The 15324-nt window shown below is 58.9% G+C and carries 10 protein-coding genes; 4 read left to right on the top strand and 6 right to left on the bottom strand.

What is annotated here, in order from left to right; genetic code table 11:
• Positions 1-174: 174 nt before the first annotated feature.
• Together lacG (I2E45_RS06110) and I2E45_RS06105 are read right to left on the bottom strand one after the other, a co-directional pair.
• Complete coding sequence (gene lacG, locus I2E45_RS06110; protein WP_229058862.1) at positions 175-1596, bottom strand: 6-phospho-beta-galactosidase; 1422 nt, start codon at positions 1594-1596, stop codon at positions 175-177.
• Positions 1597-1671: 75 nt separating this feature from the next.
• The gene (locus tag I2E45_RS06105; RefSeq protein WP_195445032.1) at positions 1672-3450 is read right to left on the bottom strand and encodes a PTS lactose transporter subunit IIBC; all 1779 of its coding nucleotides are present in this window, start codon (positions 3448-3450) and stop codon (positions 1672-1674) included.
• Between the two features lie 284 nt (positions 3451-3734).
• Between I2E45_RS06105 and I2E45_RS06100 the strand changes: the two genes are divergently transcribed.
• Positions 3735-4736, top strand: a complete 1002-nt coding sequence (locus I2E45_RS06100; protein WP_195445029.1) for a LacI family DNA-binding transcriptional regulator — start codon at positions 3735-3737, stop codon at positions 4734-4736.
• Between the two features lie 258 nt (positions 4737-4994).
• Here the strand turns inward: I2E45_RS06100 and I2E45_RS06095 are convergent, their stop codons facing one another.
• Positions 4995-6755: a PTS lactose transporter subunit IIBC gene (locus I2E45_RS06095; protein ID WP_022094682.1), complete on the bottom strand. Its 1761-nt coding sequence runs from the start codon at positions 6753-6755 to the stop codon at positions 4995-4997.
• A 176-nt stretch (positions 6756-6931) separates the two neighbouring features.
• Positions 6932-8374 carry a 6-phospho-beta-galactosidase gene (lacG, locus tag I2E45_RS06090; protein WP_195445027.1) on the bottom strand — a complete coding sequence of 481 codons (1443 nt, stop codon included), beginning with the start codon at positions 8372-8374 and terminating at the stop codon, positions 6932-6934.
• Positions 8375-8724: 350 nt separating this feature from the next.
• Between lacG (I2E45_RS06090) and I2E45_RS06085 the strand changes: the two genes are divergently transcribed.
• Positions 8725-9753, top strand: coding sequence for a LacI family DNA-binding transcriptional regulator (locus I2E45_RS06085; RefSeq protein ID WP_040358938.1), 1029 nt, complete (start codon positions 8725-8727; stop codon positions 9751-9753).
• Between the two features lie 262 nt (positions 9754-10015).
• Here I2E45_RS06085 and lacG (I2E45_RS06080) read toward each other — a convergent pair whose 3' ends face one another.
• Both lacG (I2E45_RS06080) and I2E45_RS06075 read right to left on the bottom strand, forming a co-directional pair.
• Positions 10016-11455: a 6-phospho-beta-galactosidase gene (gene lacG, locus I2E45_RS06080; RefSeq protein WP_195445024.1), complete on the bottom strand. Its 1440-nt coding sequence runs from the start codon at positions 11453-11455 to the stop codon at positions 10016-10018.
• A 66-nt stretch (positions 11456-11521) separates the two neighbouring features.
• Entirely contained in the window at positions 11522-13297 is a 1776-nt protein-coding gene (locus tag I2E45_RS06075; protein WP_195445021.1) for a lactose/cellobiose PTS transporter subunit IIB, read from the bottom strand.
• Positions 13298-13654: 357 nt separating this feature from the next.
• Between I2E45_RS06075 and I2E45_RS06070 the strand changes: the two genes are divergently transcribed.
• Both I2E45_RS06070 and I2E45_RS06065 read left to right on the top strand, forming a co-directional pair.
• On the top strand, positions 13655-14659 hold the full coding sequence (locus I2E45_RS06070) for a LacI family DNA-binding transcriptional regulator (RefSeq protein ID WP_195445019.1): 1005 nt from the start codon (positions 13655-13657) through the stop codon (positions 14657-14659).
• A gap of 214 nt (positions 14660-14873) precedes the next feature.
• Positions 14874-15212, top strand: coding sequence for a PTS lactose/cellobiose transporter subunit IIA (locus tag I2E45_RS06065; protein WP_055252615.1), 339 nt, complete (start codon positions 14874-14876; stop codon positions 15210-15212).
• The last annotated feature ends 112 nt before the right edge of the window (positions 15213-15324 follow it).

Raw genomic sequence — 15324 nt, 5'->3', positions numbered from 1 at the left:
ATTTCGAACCGGGTGCCCCCGTTCATCTCAATCTGTAACAATTGGGGCCGAAAATCCCTGCTAGATGTTACAGATCGAGACAAATGGCCTGCTCGGGCCGAGCCAAAACAAAAAGGCCGCATGCGAACCCGTGGAGGATTTCACATGCGGCCGACAGGGGGTATGCGGCAAAAGTTAGGCCATGAGCAGGCCGGTCTCCGCGACGTTCTTGTACCAGTACGCGCTCGCCTTGGGATAGCGCTTCTGGGTCTCAAAGTCGATGTAGAACAGGCCATAGCGCTTGTTATAGCCGTTGGTCCAGGAGAACTGATCCTGCAGCGACCACACAAAGTAGCCGTCGACGTTCACGCCGCCGTCGATTGCCTTGAGGATCCACGCGAGATGCTGACGCATGTAGTCGATGCGAGGGGCGTCGTCGATAAAGCCGTCCTCAAAGTCGTCCTTATAGCCCATGCCGTTCTCAGTGATGTAGATCTTCTTGTAGTTGGGGTAATCGTTCTTAATGCGGAGCAGCAGGTCGTACAGGCCCTCGGGATAGATGATCCAGTCCCAATCGGTGGTGGGTACGCCTTCGCGCACGCATGACTCGCCCACGCCCTTGAGGAACCAGCGAGAGGAGCCCTTGTCGCCGGTGCCATTGTGGTTGATGTCGTTTTCGCCCTCGGCGGCACGCAGGAACTGGCACTTGTAGGTGTTGACGCCCAGGCAATCGTTGTAGGGGAGCGCGGCGGTCAGCGCGGCGATGTCCTCGTCGCGGACGTCAAGCTCGCCGCCGGCGATATGGGCCAGCTTGGTCGCAGCCTCCATGGTGTCGGCTGCATAGTGGCCGCGGAAGGTGGCGTCGAGTACCCAGCGGTTGTTGATGACGTCGGCCATGCGGGCGGCCTCGCAGTCGGCAGCGCTGTTGGGATCGAGGGGATACTTGGGCTCCAGGTTCTGGACAATGCCGATCTCGCCCTCAAAGCCGCCCTCATGGAAGGCGACGACAGCCTTGGCGTGGGCCACCATCATGTTGTGCATGAGCTGGAAGGCCTTGTCCAGGCGGTACTTCTCGCCGTGCGGCCAGTTGCCGACGATAAAGCTGCCCTCGGCGGTTGCGGGAATCTCGTTAAACGTGAACCAGTGCTTGACCTCGGTGAACTCGGCAAAGCAGAACTTGGCGTACTCGACGAAGGCGTCGATGGTCGTGCGCGTCAGGAAACCCTCGCCGCCGTTCTGGTAAAAGGCCTCGGGCGTATCGAAGTGATCGAGCGTGACATAGGGGATAACGCCGGCTTTATTGCAGGTGGCAAAGAGCTCGTGATAGAAGGCAACACCCTCGGGGTTGATCTCGCCAGTACCGTTGGGGAAGATGCGGCTCCAAGCGATGGAGACGCGGATACCGTTGATGCCGAAGCGCTGGCACAGGTCGATATCGACCGGGTACTTGTTGTAGAAATCGCTTGCGGGGTCGGGGGAGAAGCGACCCTGAGCTGCCAGGAAATCGTCCCAGGGTACTTTGCCCTTGCCGTGCGTGCGGGTCTCGCCCTCAACCTGGTAAGCGGCGGTGGCGCCGCCAAACACAAAGCCGTCGGGGAACTGCATGGGGTTGGTCATGAGTCATCCTTTCTGTGGGATACGAATAGGGAGAGGTGCCCGAACTGGGGATCCGGGCACCAACAGAGGGAGGAACTAGTCGAGGTTCTCGCGGAGCCACTTGATGGCGCCGGCGGGGTCGCGAGTAAGGTCGATATATTCCTTACCGCGCGGAGCGAGCAGCTTAATGCCCAGGCGATCGGTGTCGGCCTTCATGTCGTTGTAGTAGCTACGAACCTGCGGGGCGAGCACGATAACGTCGTACTGATCCATGATGGCAGTGTGCTGGCCATAGGCGCCTGCGGAGGAAGCGATGTTCTCTCCGGTCTGTGCGGCACCTTCCTTGATGGCGTTGGCAAGCATGGCAGAGGTGCCGGCGCCGGCGCACAGGACGAGGACCTTCAGGCCATCGACGTCCTTCTTAGCGGATACGTCGGCGGCGGGCTCGGGCTGATCGGCGACAGGCTTGCTGTCGGCGGCAGCGGCGGTCGGCTCGACGGAAGCGGTAGCCTGCTCGACAGCGGGCGCAGGGGCGTTGGCGGCGATGGAAGCGGCACCATCGGACTCAAGACCCAGCTCGGCGGCGCGCTCGGCCTCCTGGTCGCAGAGCAGCTTATCGTATGCCTTCAAGAACGGCAGGTAAATGATGGCGTCCAGCAAGATGATAATCGCGACAAACACCAGGGCGATAAGCTGGAAGTTTGTGGTGATGAAGATGCCGATGGGGGCAGGGGTAGCCCAAGGCACCACGAAGGAGAAGCCGTTCATGCCCACGTTGTCGATAAAGAACTTGGCAACACTCACGTTGACGCAGCCGGCGGCAACAAAGGGGATGAGCATGTAGGGGTTAAGGATCATCGGCGCGCCAAAGAGCAGCGGTTCGTTGACGGCGAAGGCAACAGGAACAATCGAGGCCTTACCGACGGCTTTGAGCTGCTTGGACTTCATAAAGAGAATCAGCAGAAGCGGCACGATGAACGTGGCGCCGGTGCCGCCGAACTCACCCACGAGCGACATGTTAAAGGTGAGGGAGTGGGCGGGGTGACCACCGGCCAGCAGAACCTGCAGGTTCTCGGCCTGGTTGGCAAGACGGATGGGGTCGATGCCCGGCTGGACGATCGAGGGGCCGTGGACGCCGATGAACCAGAAGAACGCGGTGGCTGCCTGAATAAGGATGAGTCCGGGGTAGGTCTCTGCTGCAGTGAAGAGCGGGGAGAGCAGCTTGATGAGCAGCTCGGAGAACGGAACGCCCATGAGGTTGCGCACGACGACATCGATGATGCCGCAGATAATGACGGCGCCGCCAAAGGGGATGATGTCGCGGAAGTTCTGAGCGATGGCGCCCGGGACCTCCTTGGGCAGCTTAATGGTCAGATCGCGCGAGACGCAGAACTTATAAACCCACACGGTAATGAACGCGGCGATATAGGCCGAGAACAGACCGCGCGTACCCATGCTGGTGCAATCGAAGACCGAAAGCTCGGAGCCGTCGAACTTGGTGGTGAACTGCGTAACAGCGAGCAGCAGCATGCTGCACTGGGCGGCCACCATGGTGGAGCCGTCGTTGAGCACCTTGCCGGCGGGCATGCGACGGTTCATGGAAGCCGTGAAGTTTTTGGCGGTGGTGCCGGCAACCATGATGCCCATGACGCCCATGGTGAAGTTGTACAGCTTGTTGCACCAGTCGATGAGCGGCTGGGGCAGCGTGATGCCGACTACGCCGGGAAGGGTGGCAATGAGCAGGAAAATCGAAGAGGTGAGGACGATGGGCATGCACCCAAGGAATCCGTCCTTAATAGCCTGGAGGTAGATGTTCCTCGAGATCTTCTCAAAGAACGGCTGATGCTTTTCGAGCATCTTTACGATGGCGTCCATAGAGCTCCTTTGCTACTTGATGCGCGATGCATGTGGATGGAACTGGTCGTCGATGGATGGTCAGGACTGCCCGGAAACCTTCCTGCTCAAGGAAGGCATTGTGAAATGACAACGTTGTCATTTCGTTAATGACAACGTAAGACATTTTTGGAAGAGCAACAAGGATTTACGGGTGAACGGTCGATATTGTCCGATAAACGGCTGATTTGTCAGTCGGGCAGGTAGTGTATGCTAGAACGCAAAAAACAAGCGATGCAAAACCGACTGGAGAAGTAGTGGCAACGATGGACAAGAAAAATGTCTCAATGAACGATGTGGCAGTTGCTGCGGGCGTTTCTCTCAAGACGGTGTCGCGCGTGATCAACGAGCCCGATAGCGTGCGAGAGTCGACACGCGATAAGGTCCATTCCGCAATGGAGGCGCTCGGGTTTCGAACTAACTTTGCCGCGCGTTCACTCAAGTTGGGCCGTTACGGGTGCATCGGCGTGGTGATGTTCCACTTGTCGGGCGGCGCCGTGGACATGATTGACGGTATCGCCGATGCCGCCGAAGAACGCGGCTTTGCGCTCACGATGATTAAGAAGTGCGCGGGGGAGAAGGTGACCCTTGCCGACGCAGCGCGCAGGATGTCGCAGCTGCCTGTTGATGGCATGATCTTCAACCTGCGTCAGATGGTCGATGACTTTGATACGTTTGAGGCACCGAAAGACCTCAAGACGGTGATTATCACGCCGATGGAACATCCTACCTGCTCTACCGTTAGTGACGATCAAGAGGGTGGTGCGCGCATGGCGTGCGAGCACTTCTTAAATCGCGGGCACAAGAACGTGTATTTCGTCTCTGGTAAGAAAGAGTCGCTGTCGAGCCAGTGCCGTATGAAAGGTTGGCGTGCGGCACTCGAGGCGCGTGGCATTGAGCCGCCCGAGCCTCTGCAAGGCGATTGGAATGCGGATAGTGGCTATGCTGCGGGCCTTGTGCTTGCCGATAAGCCCGATTGCACGGCGGTCCTCGCTGCTAACGACTGCATGGCAAACGGCGTGATGATGGCTCTACGTGACAAGGGGCTCAGTGTGCCCGACGACGTGTCCGTGATCGGCTTCGACGATGAGCTCTACAAGACGATTCCCAACTCGATTCTGACGTCGGTGAAGTTTCGCCACCGCGAGCTGGGCGTCCGTGCGCTTAACGAGGTCGTCGCAGGTCTGGAAGCCCCAAGTTCCAGAAGCCGTACGCTTGTCTCGGGCGTGTTGGTCGAGCGTGCGAGCGTGCGGGATTTGCGGGCGTAGACGTGCTCGGCCTATTCCGTTTGTCTCAATCTGTAACAGCTAGGACCCAAAAACTCGGCTAAACATTACAGATTGAGATATTTCTGCTCGGGCGTTCTGTTCATCTCGATCTGTAACAGCTAGGACCGAAAAACTCGGCTAGATGTTACAGATTGAGATGAACAGGAGGACGGGTGCGGTCTAAACAAAATGGCCCGCGCATCACACATCGATGCACGGGCCATTTATTGTCTGCAAGCGGCAGGTGGTGTCAGCGTCTTATGCCTCGAGGTTTTCCTCGATCCAGGCGACGGCACCCTTGGGATCCTTAGTGAGGTCGATGTACTGTTTGCCCTTGGGCGACAGCAGCGTGATGCCCAGGCGGTCGGTGTCGGCCTTCATCTCGTTGTAATAGGTGCGAACCTGCGGAGCCAGGACGATGACGTTGTACTGGTCCATGATGGCGTAGTGGCTGCCGTAGGCACCGGCGTTGGCGGTAATGTCGATGCCCAGCTCGTCGGCGCCTTCCTTAAGCGCGTTGGCGAGCAGTGCAGAGGTGCCGGCGCCAGCGCACAGAACCAGAACCCTCAGATCCTTGCCCTTAAGGGCGGACGGAGCTGCGGAGGCCTCGGTGGCAGAAGCGGTCTCGACAACAGGAGCCTCAACGGCGGGGGCGGCAGCGGTCTTGACGGCCTTGGTCTCCTCGGCCTCTTCTTCGGCCAGGGTCTCGGCCTCCTGCTTGCACAGGACGTTGTCGTAGGCCTTGCAGAACGGGTAGTAGATCAAGAAGTCAACGACCAGCAGGACGACAACCAGGACCAGAGAGATCGGCTGGAAGTTGGTGTCGATGAAGGTGCCGATCGGTCCGGGGAGTGCCCACGGCATGGCATAGATAAAGCCGTTCATGCCCAAAAAGTCGATGAAGAACTTACCAATGAGGACGTTGGCCACGGGGGCAAACAGGAACGGGATCAGGAAGTACGGGTTGAGGATGATGGGCGCGGCGAACAGCAGCGGCTCGTTGACGGCGAACATCACGGGCACGACAGAGGCTTTGCCGACGGCCTTGAGCTGCTTGGAGCGCATAAAGAGCAGGAAGATGATCGGGACAATGAACGTGGCGCCGGTGCCGCCGAGTTCGCCGATGTAGTTACCGAAGTTTTCGGTCAGGGCGAGGGCGGGGTGACCGCCGGCCTGCAGCGTGGCGAGGTTGGTGGTGATGTTGCCAAACAGCGCGGCGTTGAGGGCAGGCTTAACGACCGAGGGGCCGTGGATGCCCATGAACCAGAACAGCGGGATCATGAACCAGATGAGGGCGAGGCCGGCGTAGGAATCGGCAGCGGCGAACAGCGGGCTCACCAGCGTGGAGATGACGTTGGCAAACGGGACGGCCAAGCAGGTGCGGCAGATAACGTCGATGACGGCGACAAACAGGATGGAGAAGCTGAAGGCGAAGATGTCGCGGAAGTTCTGGGCGATGGCGCCGGGGACTTCTTTGGGCAGCTTGATGGTGATGTCTCGCTTAATGCAGAAGGCATAGATGTTGACCGTGGCAAATGCGGCGACAAAGGAGCTCAGCAGGCCCTTGGTGCCCATGTTGTCGGTAAAGAACACCGAGACATCGGCGCCGTCGATCTTGGCACTCGTCTGGGTAACGGCCAAGATGAGCATAGCGCACATGGCGGCGACCATGGTGCTCGTGGCGTTGATGGCCTTGCCGGCAGGCATGCGGCGGTTCTTGGAGCCGGTCAGCGCGCTTGCGGTGGTGCCGGCGACCATGATGCCCACGACGCCCATCGTGAAGTTGTAAACCTTGTTGCAGAAGTTCACGACGTCGACGTTCCACCAGTCGGGCAGCGTAAAGCCGCCGACCGTGGCGACAACGCCCGGCAGGGTCGAAATAAGCAGGAAGACAGAAGAAGACAGGATGATGGGCATTGCTGCCAAAAAGCCGTCTTTAATGGCCTGAAGGTAGATGTTCTTAGAGACCTTGTCGAAGTACGGCTGACCTTTCTCCAAGAACTTAACGATCGATTCCATAGTTCACGCTCCTCTTTGCATGAAATCTTAATGGCATGGACGTTGAAAACCTATATGGTCTCCCGCTTGCTAAAAGCCCGGGTGCAGGCGGGGTCGGTCCCAGGGGGAGAGAGGGGAGCGGCTGGGTTTGTATCGCATAGGGCCGCTCCCCTCTCGGGGGAAAGCGAGGCGATGCGCTACTGCACGTCCGCCATAGTGTCGGCGAGCTCCTTGTACCAGAGTGCCGACTGCTTGATGTAGCGTTTTTGCGTGTCGAAGTCGATGTAGAACAGGCCGTAGCGCTTGTTATAGCCATTGGCCCACGAGAACTGGTCCTGCAGGCTCCAGATAAAGTAGCCCTGGACGTCGACGCCCTCGGCGCGCGCCTGGAGCACCTTCTCCATGTGCTGGTCGACAAAGTCGATGCGCTCGGGATCGGCGACGATGCCGTTTGCGTCGGGCTCGGGGTCCTTGTGGCCCAGGCCGTTTTCGGTGATATAGATGACGGGGAGGTTGGGATAGGTGGCGCTGATGTGCTTGAGCGTGTCGTAGAGGCCTTGCGGGTAGATGAGCCAATCCCAGTCGGTGGTGGGGATACCCGGCATATCGACCTGCTGCCCGACGCCCTTAAACTTAAAGCACGAGGTGCCCTTGTCTCCGGTGCCGTTAAAGCTGTTGGTTGACTCGCCATCGTAGGCGGCGATAAACGCCGACTGATAGTAGTTGAGGCCGAACATATCGTTGCGGGGCGCCGCCTTGGCGAGCTCCTCCATGTCGCTGTCCTCAACCGTAAGTGTGGCGTTGTTGGCACGCAGAATCTCGTTGATGAGTGAGAGGGTGCGCGCGGAGTAGTGACCCAGGAAGGCGCCGTCCATGATAAAGTCGGTGTAGAAGGCGTTGTACAGGTCGGCGGCGTGCTGGTCGGCGGGCGAGTCGGTGGCAGGATATGCCGGCGTCAGGACGTTGACCATGCCAATGCGTCCGCCCAGGTGCTCGGTCTCGTCAAGATCCTTATACAGGTTGACGGCGCGGGCGTGGGCAACGAGCTCGTTGTGCTGGCTCTGGATGCCGCTCGTCACATCAAAGTGATGGTTGGGCGGGAAGTTGCCTTGGATGTATTGGGAGTGCGAGAGGCTGATGAGCTCGTTGATGGTGAACCAATTCTTGACCTCGCGGAACTCGCGGAAGCAGAACTCGGCATAGCGCACATAGGCGTCGACGGTCTTGCGGTTGAGCCAGTCGCCCTGGTTGAACAGGGCGGCGGGGGAGTCAAAGTGATGCAGGGACACATAGGGCTCGACGCCATACTTTTTGCAGCAGGCGAACAGCTCATGGTAGTGCTTAACGCCCTCGGCGAGGGGTTCGGCATCGTCGCCGTTGGGGAAGATGCGGGTCCAGGCGATGGACACACGAATGGCGTTGAGTCCATGCTCGGCAGAAAGGCGGATATCCTCCTCGTAGCGGTTGTAGAAATCACTGGCCGGGTCGGGCAAAAAGCGACCCTGGGCGACAAGGTAATCGTCCCACATGGTCTTACCCTTGCCTGCCACCTTCGTGGAACCTTCCGTTTGGTACGCGGCGGTTGCGGCGCCCCAAACAAAGCCCTTCGGCAGCTGCTGTACGCGGTTTAGCAAAGACATATGCATACACCCTCTCGTCTCGCTGTTCGATATTGTGCGTTTGCGCTCAGGAGGCTCCCTGGTTAGCGTTCAGCGGTGAAAAAGCCCGATAAACACTATCTTAAAATGATTAGAACCAAAATGAGCACGTGAACATTTGACAATGAGCACGTTAACATCCGGCTGGGATGTATAGAAACAAAACAACTTCAAACAGCCGCGAACGGTTGTATTTGTTCGGTAAGCGGTTTTGATTGACAGAAGTTTTCATGTTGTGGTATATGGCTCGGGTATCATGAGCACGTTATCAATGTATGTACGATGCGCCATGGGCGCGGGGAATAGTTGGGAAGCAGGTTAGCGTGGAAGGCATGGATCAGCAGACAAGGAATGGTCGTTCGGCGAGCGCGGCAGAGGTTGCGGCGCTCGCTGGCGTGAGCCGCCAGACTGTGTCTCGCGTGGTCAACGGTATGCCCAACGTGACGGAAAAGACGCGCAAGCGTGTGCTGGCCGCCATGGAAGAGCTGGGCTTTCGTCCCAATTTTGCTGGAGCGGCGTTGCGCGGCGGGTCGTATCGTTCTATTGGCCTGTGCATGTACAACATCACACGTGTCGGTAACCTGGCGACGCTCGAGGGTATCATGCAAGCGGCGCGCGAGCACGATTTTGCCGTCACTATGATCGAGATGGGCGGCGACAAGCCCTATGCACTTGCCGATGCCTCGCGCCGCATGGTCGAGCGACCCGTCGACGGCATGATTCTCAACATGAACCGCATGGCTCCCGATTTTGAGGAGTTTGTTCCCCAGCCGGGAGTGCGAACGGTCATCCTGTCCATGTATGCGCATCCGCGCTGCACGACGATCGACTCCGACCAGTATGGTTCGTGCGAGCTGTTGACCAATTATCTGCTGGAACATGGTCACTCGAATATGCGGTTTGTGGCGGGTCCGGAAAACTCGATTTCCTCGCGTTTTCGTGAGGCCGGTTGGCGCGATACGCTGGGTCGTGCTCATGTCGATGCCGCTCCGATGCTGCGTGGCGATTGGAGTGCGGACAGTGGGTACGCCATGGGCGAGCGGATTGCGGCCGAGGTGCTTGCCGGCGGGTCGCAGGCGCCGACTGCCGTGCTTGCGGCAAATGACCAGATGGCGCTGGGCGTTATCGCCGCGCTCGAGAACGCGGGCCTGTCCGTGCCCGACGACGTGAGCGTGGTTGGTATCGACGACGCACTCGAGGGACTTGTTCCTCACAATCGGCTGACGACGCTGCGATTTGATTTGCGCGGTGTCGGTAAGCTTGCGTTTGAGGCGGCGATTGGAGAGAGCTCGTCTATCGAGGCGATTCATGTGCCGAGTACGCTGGTCGAACGCTCGACTGTTAGGGACATACGGGGTTAGGTCCTACTCCGTTTGTCTCGATTTGTAACAGGTAGACGGTCAAAAGCGGGCTACGTGTTACAGATTTAGATTCTTCGGAAAGAGCAATCCTGTTCGTCTCAATCTGTAACAGCTTGGACCCAAAAACTCGGCTAGATGTTACAGATTGAGATAAGCGGCCCCCGAACCGCCCAAAAAAGGCCGGGGGCGGCGCGCCGTGTGACGTGCCGCCCCCGGCTGAGAAATGGGGACAGGTTATGTGGGCAGGCGACCCCGCCAGCCGCTAGTCCAGACGACGGGTCTGCGCCACGTGCTTGTACCAGTAGGCGCTTGCCTTGGGCGTGCGCTTCTGGGTTTCAAAGTCAACGTAGAAGAAGCCATAGCGCTTGTTGTATCCGTTGGTCCAGGAGAACTGATCCTGCAGGCTCCACAAGAAGTAGCCGCCCACGTTGACGCCCACCTCCATGGCCTTGAGCAGCCAGCGCAGGTGCTGCTCGATGTAGTCGATGCGCGGCTGGTCGTCCACAAAACCGTCCTTGTAGGGGTCCTTGTAGCCCATGCCGTTTTCGGTAATGAAGATCTGCTTGTAGTTGGGGTAGCGCTGCTTAATGTAGACGAGCAGATCGAACAGACCCTCGGGATAGATAATCCAGTCCCAGTCGGTGGTGGGGATGCCAGGCTTGTTCACATGCTCGCCAATACCCTTGACGCGCCAGCGGCCGGTGCCCTTCTCGCCCGTACCGTTGTGGTGCAGGTCGTTCTCGCCGTCGTAAGCCTTGAGGAAGCGGCACTGGTAGTTGTTGACACCCAGGTAGTCGTTGTAGAGCGCTGCCTCGCGCATGATTTTCAGATCCTCGTCCGGGATCTCGATGGTGCCGCCCGAGACGGCAGCCAGGCGGTTGGCGCACTCGAGGGTGTCGGGAGCATAGTCGCCGCGGAAGGTGGCGTCGAGCAAGAACTGGTTCTGCAGCACGTGCTCGTTATTGGCGGCTTTGATGTCGGCGGGGTCGTTCTCGTTGAGCGGATACTTAAACTCCAACGACTGGATGACGCCGATCTTGCCCTTAAAGCCGCCGTTGTGGAAGGCCAGTACGGCCTTGGCGTGGGCGAGCATCATGTTGTGCTCGCACTGGAAGGCCTCGGCAAGATGCGCCTTGACGCCACCGGGGAAGGTGCCCTCGATGTAAGTGTTGGAGGCGTCGGCCCAGATCTCGTTAAAGGTGAACCAGTAGGTCACCTGGTCGGTGTACTCCTTAAAGCAGAAGGTGGCAAAGTCCACAAAGGCATCGATGGTCTCGCGGTTGAGGAAGTCGCCCTTCTCAAAGAGGGGAAGCGGCGTATCGAAGTGATGCAGCGTGACGAACGGCTCAACGTGGTGCTTGTGGCACTCGGCGAAGAGGTCGTGATAGAACTGCACGCCCTCGGGGTTGATTTCGCCGGTGCCGTTGGGGAAGATGCGGCTCCAGGCGATGGAGAGGCGAATGCCGTTGATGCCAAACTCCTCGCACAGCTCCAAATCGACGGGGTACTGGTTGTAGAAGTCCGAAGCGGGATCGGGGGAGAAGCGCCCCTGGGCCTCCAGGAAGTCGTCCCAGGCGACCTTGCCCTTACCGTGGGTACGGGTCTCGCCCTCTACCTGGTAGGCAGCAGTGGCACCGCCAAAGACAAAGTCCTCGGGAAACTGCGCGGGCGGGTTGGTGACGCTAGCAGGGTTAACGGACATGATGATCCAATCGTCTAAATCGAAGGGCCAGCCGGCTGTGGATGGTCGGCTGGCCCTAAGCGTTACTTACTTCGAAAGCTGTTCACTCACGAAGGCGAGAGACTTATCGCCATTCTGGGAGAGCTCGATGTACTGCTTACCGCGGCAGGCGACGCACTTGTTGCCCACGCGCTCGCAGTCTTTCTGCAGGTCGGCCAGGTAGCTGGCGGCCTGCGGGGCCAGGACGACCAGGTCAAAGTCGGGGAGCATGTCGACGTGGTTGCCATAGGCCTCGGCAGCGGTCTCAAGATTGATGCCGCGCTCCTTGGCAGCCTTGGCCAGCGCGTTGGCGAGTAGGCCCGAGGTACCGCCGCCCTGGCAGAGCACGAGCACGCGCTTGCCGTTGAGGTCGCTGGCGGTCGTTGCCTCGGCAGCGGGTGCTGCAGAAGCGGCGGGAGCGTCGGCCTTCACGGCCTCGGCGGCAGCGCCGGCGGCAACGCTCTTGGCGTCAGCCTTGCCCTGGAAGGCATCGTTGAGCTTGGCGGCCTTCTCGGCGTTCTTGGCGGCGAGCTCCTCTTGGGAGATCTCGGCCTCCTCGGCGCACTTCTGGGCGTCATAGGCACGGAAGAACGGGTAGTACAGAACGAAGTCGACGACCAGGATAAGGGCGAGCATCACAAAGGCGAGCGGCTGGAAGCCCAGGCCCATGATGGTACCGATGGGGCCGGGGACGGTCCAGGGCAGGGTGTACATAAAGCCGTTCATGCCCAAGAAGTCGATAAAGATCTTGAGGATCCAGATGTTGGCGATCGGGGCAAAGACAAACGGGACAAAGAAGACGGGGTTGAGCACGATGGGTGCGGCGAACAGCAGCGGCTCGTTGACGGCAAAGCACACGGGAACGATAGCGGCCTTACCGACGGCGCGCATCTCCTGGGACTTGGCCAGGAAGCAGAACATAAAGACCAGGACGAGCGTGGCGCCGGTGCCGCCCATGCAGACGACGAAGTACTGGGCACCCTGGGTCAGGACAGCGGAAGCGTGCTGGCCGGCCTGGAATGCGGCCAGGTTGTCGGTCATGTTGGCAACAAGGGCGGCGGCGATGGCGGGCTCGACGATCGAGGGGCCGTGGACGCCGACGAACCAGAACAGGCTCATGGCGCCGTAGATCACAGCGAGGCCGATGTAGCCATCGGCAGCGGTGAACAGGGGCTGGAACACTTGGATGACGCCCTGGGCAAAGCAGAAGCCAAAAGCAGCGCGGAAGACGATGTCAAAAACCCAAAAGACGGTGATGCAGACGGAGAAGGGGATGATGTCCTTAAAGGTCTGCGAGATGTTGGGCGGAACCTGCTCGGGCATCTTGACGGTGATGTTGCGCTTAATGAAGAACTTGTAGATGATGCCGGTCACAAACGCAGCGATGAAAGCGGTCAGCAGGCCCTTGGAACCAAGGTAGGTGGTGTTGAAACCGCTGGCAGCGTCCGTGGCGATGGTGTCGCTCGAAAGGAGCAAGAAGCCGATGATGGCCGCGCACATGCACGAGATAAAGTTGATCTGGTTGTTCTTGGGCAGATCGCGGTTCTGGGCGTCGGCGAAGTGCTTGGCCGTGGTGGCGGCGCAGGCGATGGCCAGGATGCCCATGGAGTAGTTGTAGCACTTCCACAGGGCGTTGTTGATGTCATCGGGCCAGTAGAAACCCCAGATGTTGGGGACCGAGGCTACCAGGCAGAAGATGGACGAGAAGATGATGATGGGGATGACGGAGATAAAGCCGTCGCGGATCGCCTTGAGGTACTTGTTGCGGGCGATCGCGTTGAAAAAGGGCTGGCCCTTTTCGATGATGGCGATGAGTTGCTCCATGCAATGCTCCTAAGAGTCGGTGGGTTAGCAACGATGGTAGCTTTTGGCGTTCGGTTGCCAAAATGTTGACGTTGCCATTTTGCGACACAAAAAAAGACGCGAACCGGTGGTTCCTGTGCCTGCGAACCATCGATTCCTTACGCGTAAACATTTGAGCCGCCCGGTGGCTCTGTGTTTGCACAATGGCAACGTTAACATTTGGTCGACAAAAGCCGTTCGGGGAAGCAAAAATGTCGGTGAACGGTAGGTTTTGGGTGGTGAGCGTATGGTGGGGGAGGCGTTAGATATACTTGAAGACGTTTCATTTGACTGCGTAGGGTGCCACCAATGGCATCGTTGACATAGAAAGATCGACCTATGGCCGCTGTTAAAAAATCGGTATCCGTCAAAGACGTGGCGCGCCTCGCGGGCGTCTCGGAGCAGACGGTCTCGCGCACCGTGCACGATTCGCCCAGTGTGCGCCCCGAGACCAAGGAACGCGTGCGTGCCGCCATGCGCGAGCTGGGGTATCGCCCCAATTTTGCCGGTCGATCGCTGCGCCGTGGCAAGTTTAAGACCGTCGGCGTTGCCATGTTCAACATTACCGGTACCGGCAACCTCGACCGTATGGAGGGCTTTGCCGCCGCGGCCGACAAACATGGCTATGCCATCACCCTCACTAAAGTAGATGGACATCCCTATACCCTCGAGAGCGCATCGTCGCGTATGAGCGCGCTGCCGGTAGACGGCATGGTCGTGATCATGAATCGCATGCCGGCGGACTTTGGCACCTTCGAGCCGCTGCCCGGCATGCAGACGGTGCTCGTTACGATGCTGGAGCACCCGCTCTGTTCAACGGTCGATAACGACCAGTTCGATTGCTCGCGCCAGGTGGTCGAGTATTTGCTGGAGCAGGGGCACAAGACCGTGCACTTTATCTCATGCCCCGAGCGCTCGCTTTCGGGCATGCAGCGCGAGGAAGGCTGGCGTGAGACATTGTGTGCGCATGGCATTGAGCCGCCGCGACTCGTTCGTGGCGATTGGACGGCTCAGAGTGGGTATGCCGCAGGCCAGGCTCTGGCGGATGATCCGGCCTGTACTGCCATCTATGCCTCCAACGACGCCATGGCCTACGGTTGCATTCGCGGGCTCGAGTCGCGCGGAAAGCGCGTGCCCGAGGACGTGAGCGTGGTGGGTGTTGATGACAGCCTGGGCGATATCGTGCCCGATCGTCGCCTGACCACCGTGCGCTTCGACAACAGGCGCGTCGGCATGTGGGCGGTCGACAAAATCGCCGGCGCCGAGGGCGTTGTGTCTGGCGTGGAGCACATGCTGATCCCTGGCGTGCTCGTAGAGGGCGATACGGTGCGCGATTTGCGTTAGGGGGCGGTCCTGATTGGGTTTCCGTTAATCATGTTTGATATTGTTCGAAATGGTTAGGAAACCGTTCACGGGCGAAAATTGACCGTTCGTAGCTTGAAATTATGTTTTGCGTTGTTCTTTTTTGTTTGAATGTTAATGTTTCTGCCATACAGAACGCAGCGCGTATGCCCGGACGCGATGCTCTCCATTGGTTCATATGTGAAAGGAACGCAACATGGCAACCAAAGAAGAAATCTCGATGGTTGGATTCGAGATTGTCGCATACGCAGGTGACGCCCAGACCGATCTGCTTGCAGCGCTCGATGCTGCTCGCGAGGGTGATTTTGAGAAGGCCGAACAGCTGCACAAGGATGCCAGCGATGCGCTTATCGGCGCCCACGACACGCAGACCAAGCTGCTTTCGCAGGAGGCCGGCGGCGGCGAGATGGAGATGACCTTCATCATGGCTCACGCTCAGGACACTCTCATGACCACTATGATCCTGGAGAAGCAGGCCCGCTTTACTATCGATGCCTACAAGCGCATTGCCGAGCTCGAGGCCAAGCTCGCCTAACGAGCCCGTACAACTTAGTCCCCTTCCAAAAGCTCTGCCGCTATCCGCAGCAGGGCTTTTCTGTTTACCCGGCACTTGGGGACGTTCCTTATCTGCCGCAGTTAGGGACACT

The organism is Collinsella aerofaciens (assembly GCF_015555045.1).
Lineage (GTDB): Bacteria > Actinomycetota > Coriobacteriia > Coriobacteriales > Coriobacteriaceae > Collinsella > Collinsella aerofaciens_W.
This window is presented reverse-complemented; position numbering and strand designations above follow the sequence as displayed.

Excerpts from the sequence above, each read along its gene's own strand:
- lacG (WP_229058862.1), bottom strand. The coding sequence starts at position 1,596 with ATGACCAACCCCATGCAGTTCCCCGACGGCTTTGTGTTTGGCGGCGCC.
- I2E45_RS06105 (WP_195445032.1), bottom strand. The coding sequence starts at position 3,450 with ATGGACGCCATCGTAAAGATGCTCGAAAAGCATCAGCCGTTCTTTGAG.
- I2E45_RS06100 (WP_195445029.1), top strand. The coding sequence starts at position 3,735 with ATGGACAAGAAAAATGTCTCAATGAACGATGTGGCAGTTGCTGCGGGC.
- I2E45_RS06095 (WP_022094682.1), bottom strand. The coding sequence starts at position 6,755 with ATGGAATCGATCGTTAAGTTCTTGGAGAAAGGTCAGCCGTACTTCGAC.
- lacG (WP_195445027.1), bottom strand. The coding sequence starts at position 8,374 with ATGTCTTTGCTAAACCGCGTACAGCAGCTGCCGAAGGGCTTTGTTTGG.
- I2E45_RS06085 (WP_040358938.1), top strand. The coding sequence starts at position 8,725 with ATGGATCAGCAGACAAGGAATGGTCGTTCGGCGAGCGCGGCAGAGGTT.
- lacG (WP_195445024.1), bottom strand. The coding sequence starts at position 11,455 with ATGTCCGTTAACCCTGCTAGCGTCACCAACCCGCCCGCGCAGTTTCCC.
- I2E45_RS06075 (WP_195445021.1), bottom strand. The coding sequence starts at position 13,297 with ATGGAGCAACTCATCGCCATCATCGAAAAGGGCCAGCCCTTTTTCAAC.
- I2E45_RS06070 (WP_195445019.1), top strand. The coding sequence starts at position 13,655 with ATGGCCGCTGTTAAAAAATCGGTATCCGTCAAAGACGTGGCGCGCCTC.
- I2E45_RS06065 (WP_055252615.1), top strand. The coding sequence starts at position 14,874 with ATGGCAACCAAAGAAGAAATCTCGATGGTTGGATTCGAGATTGTCGCA.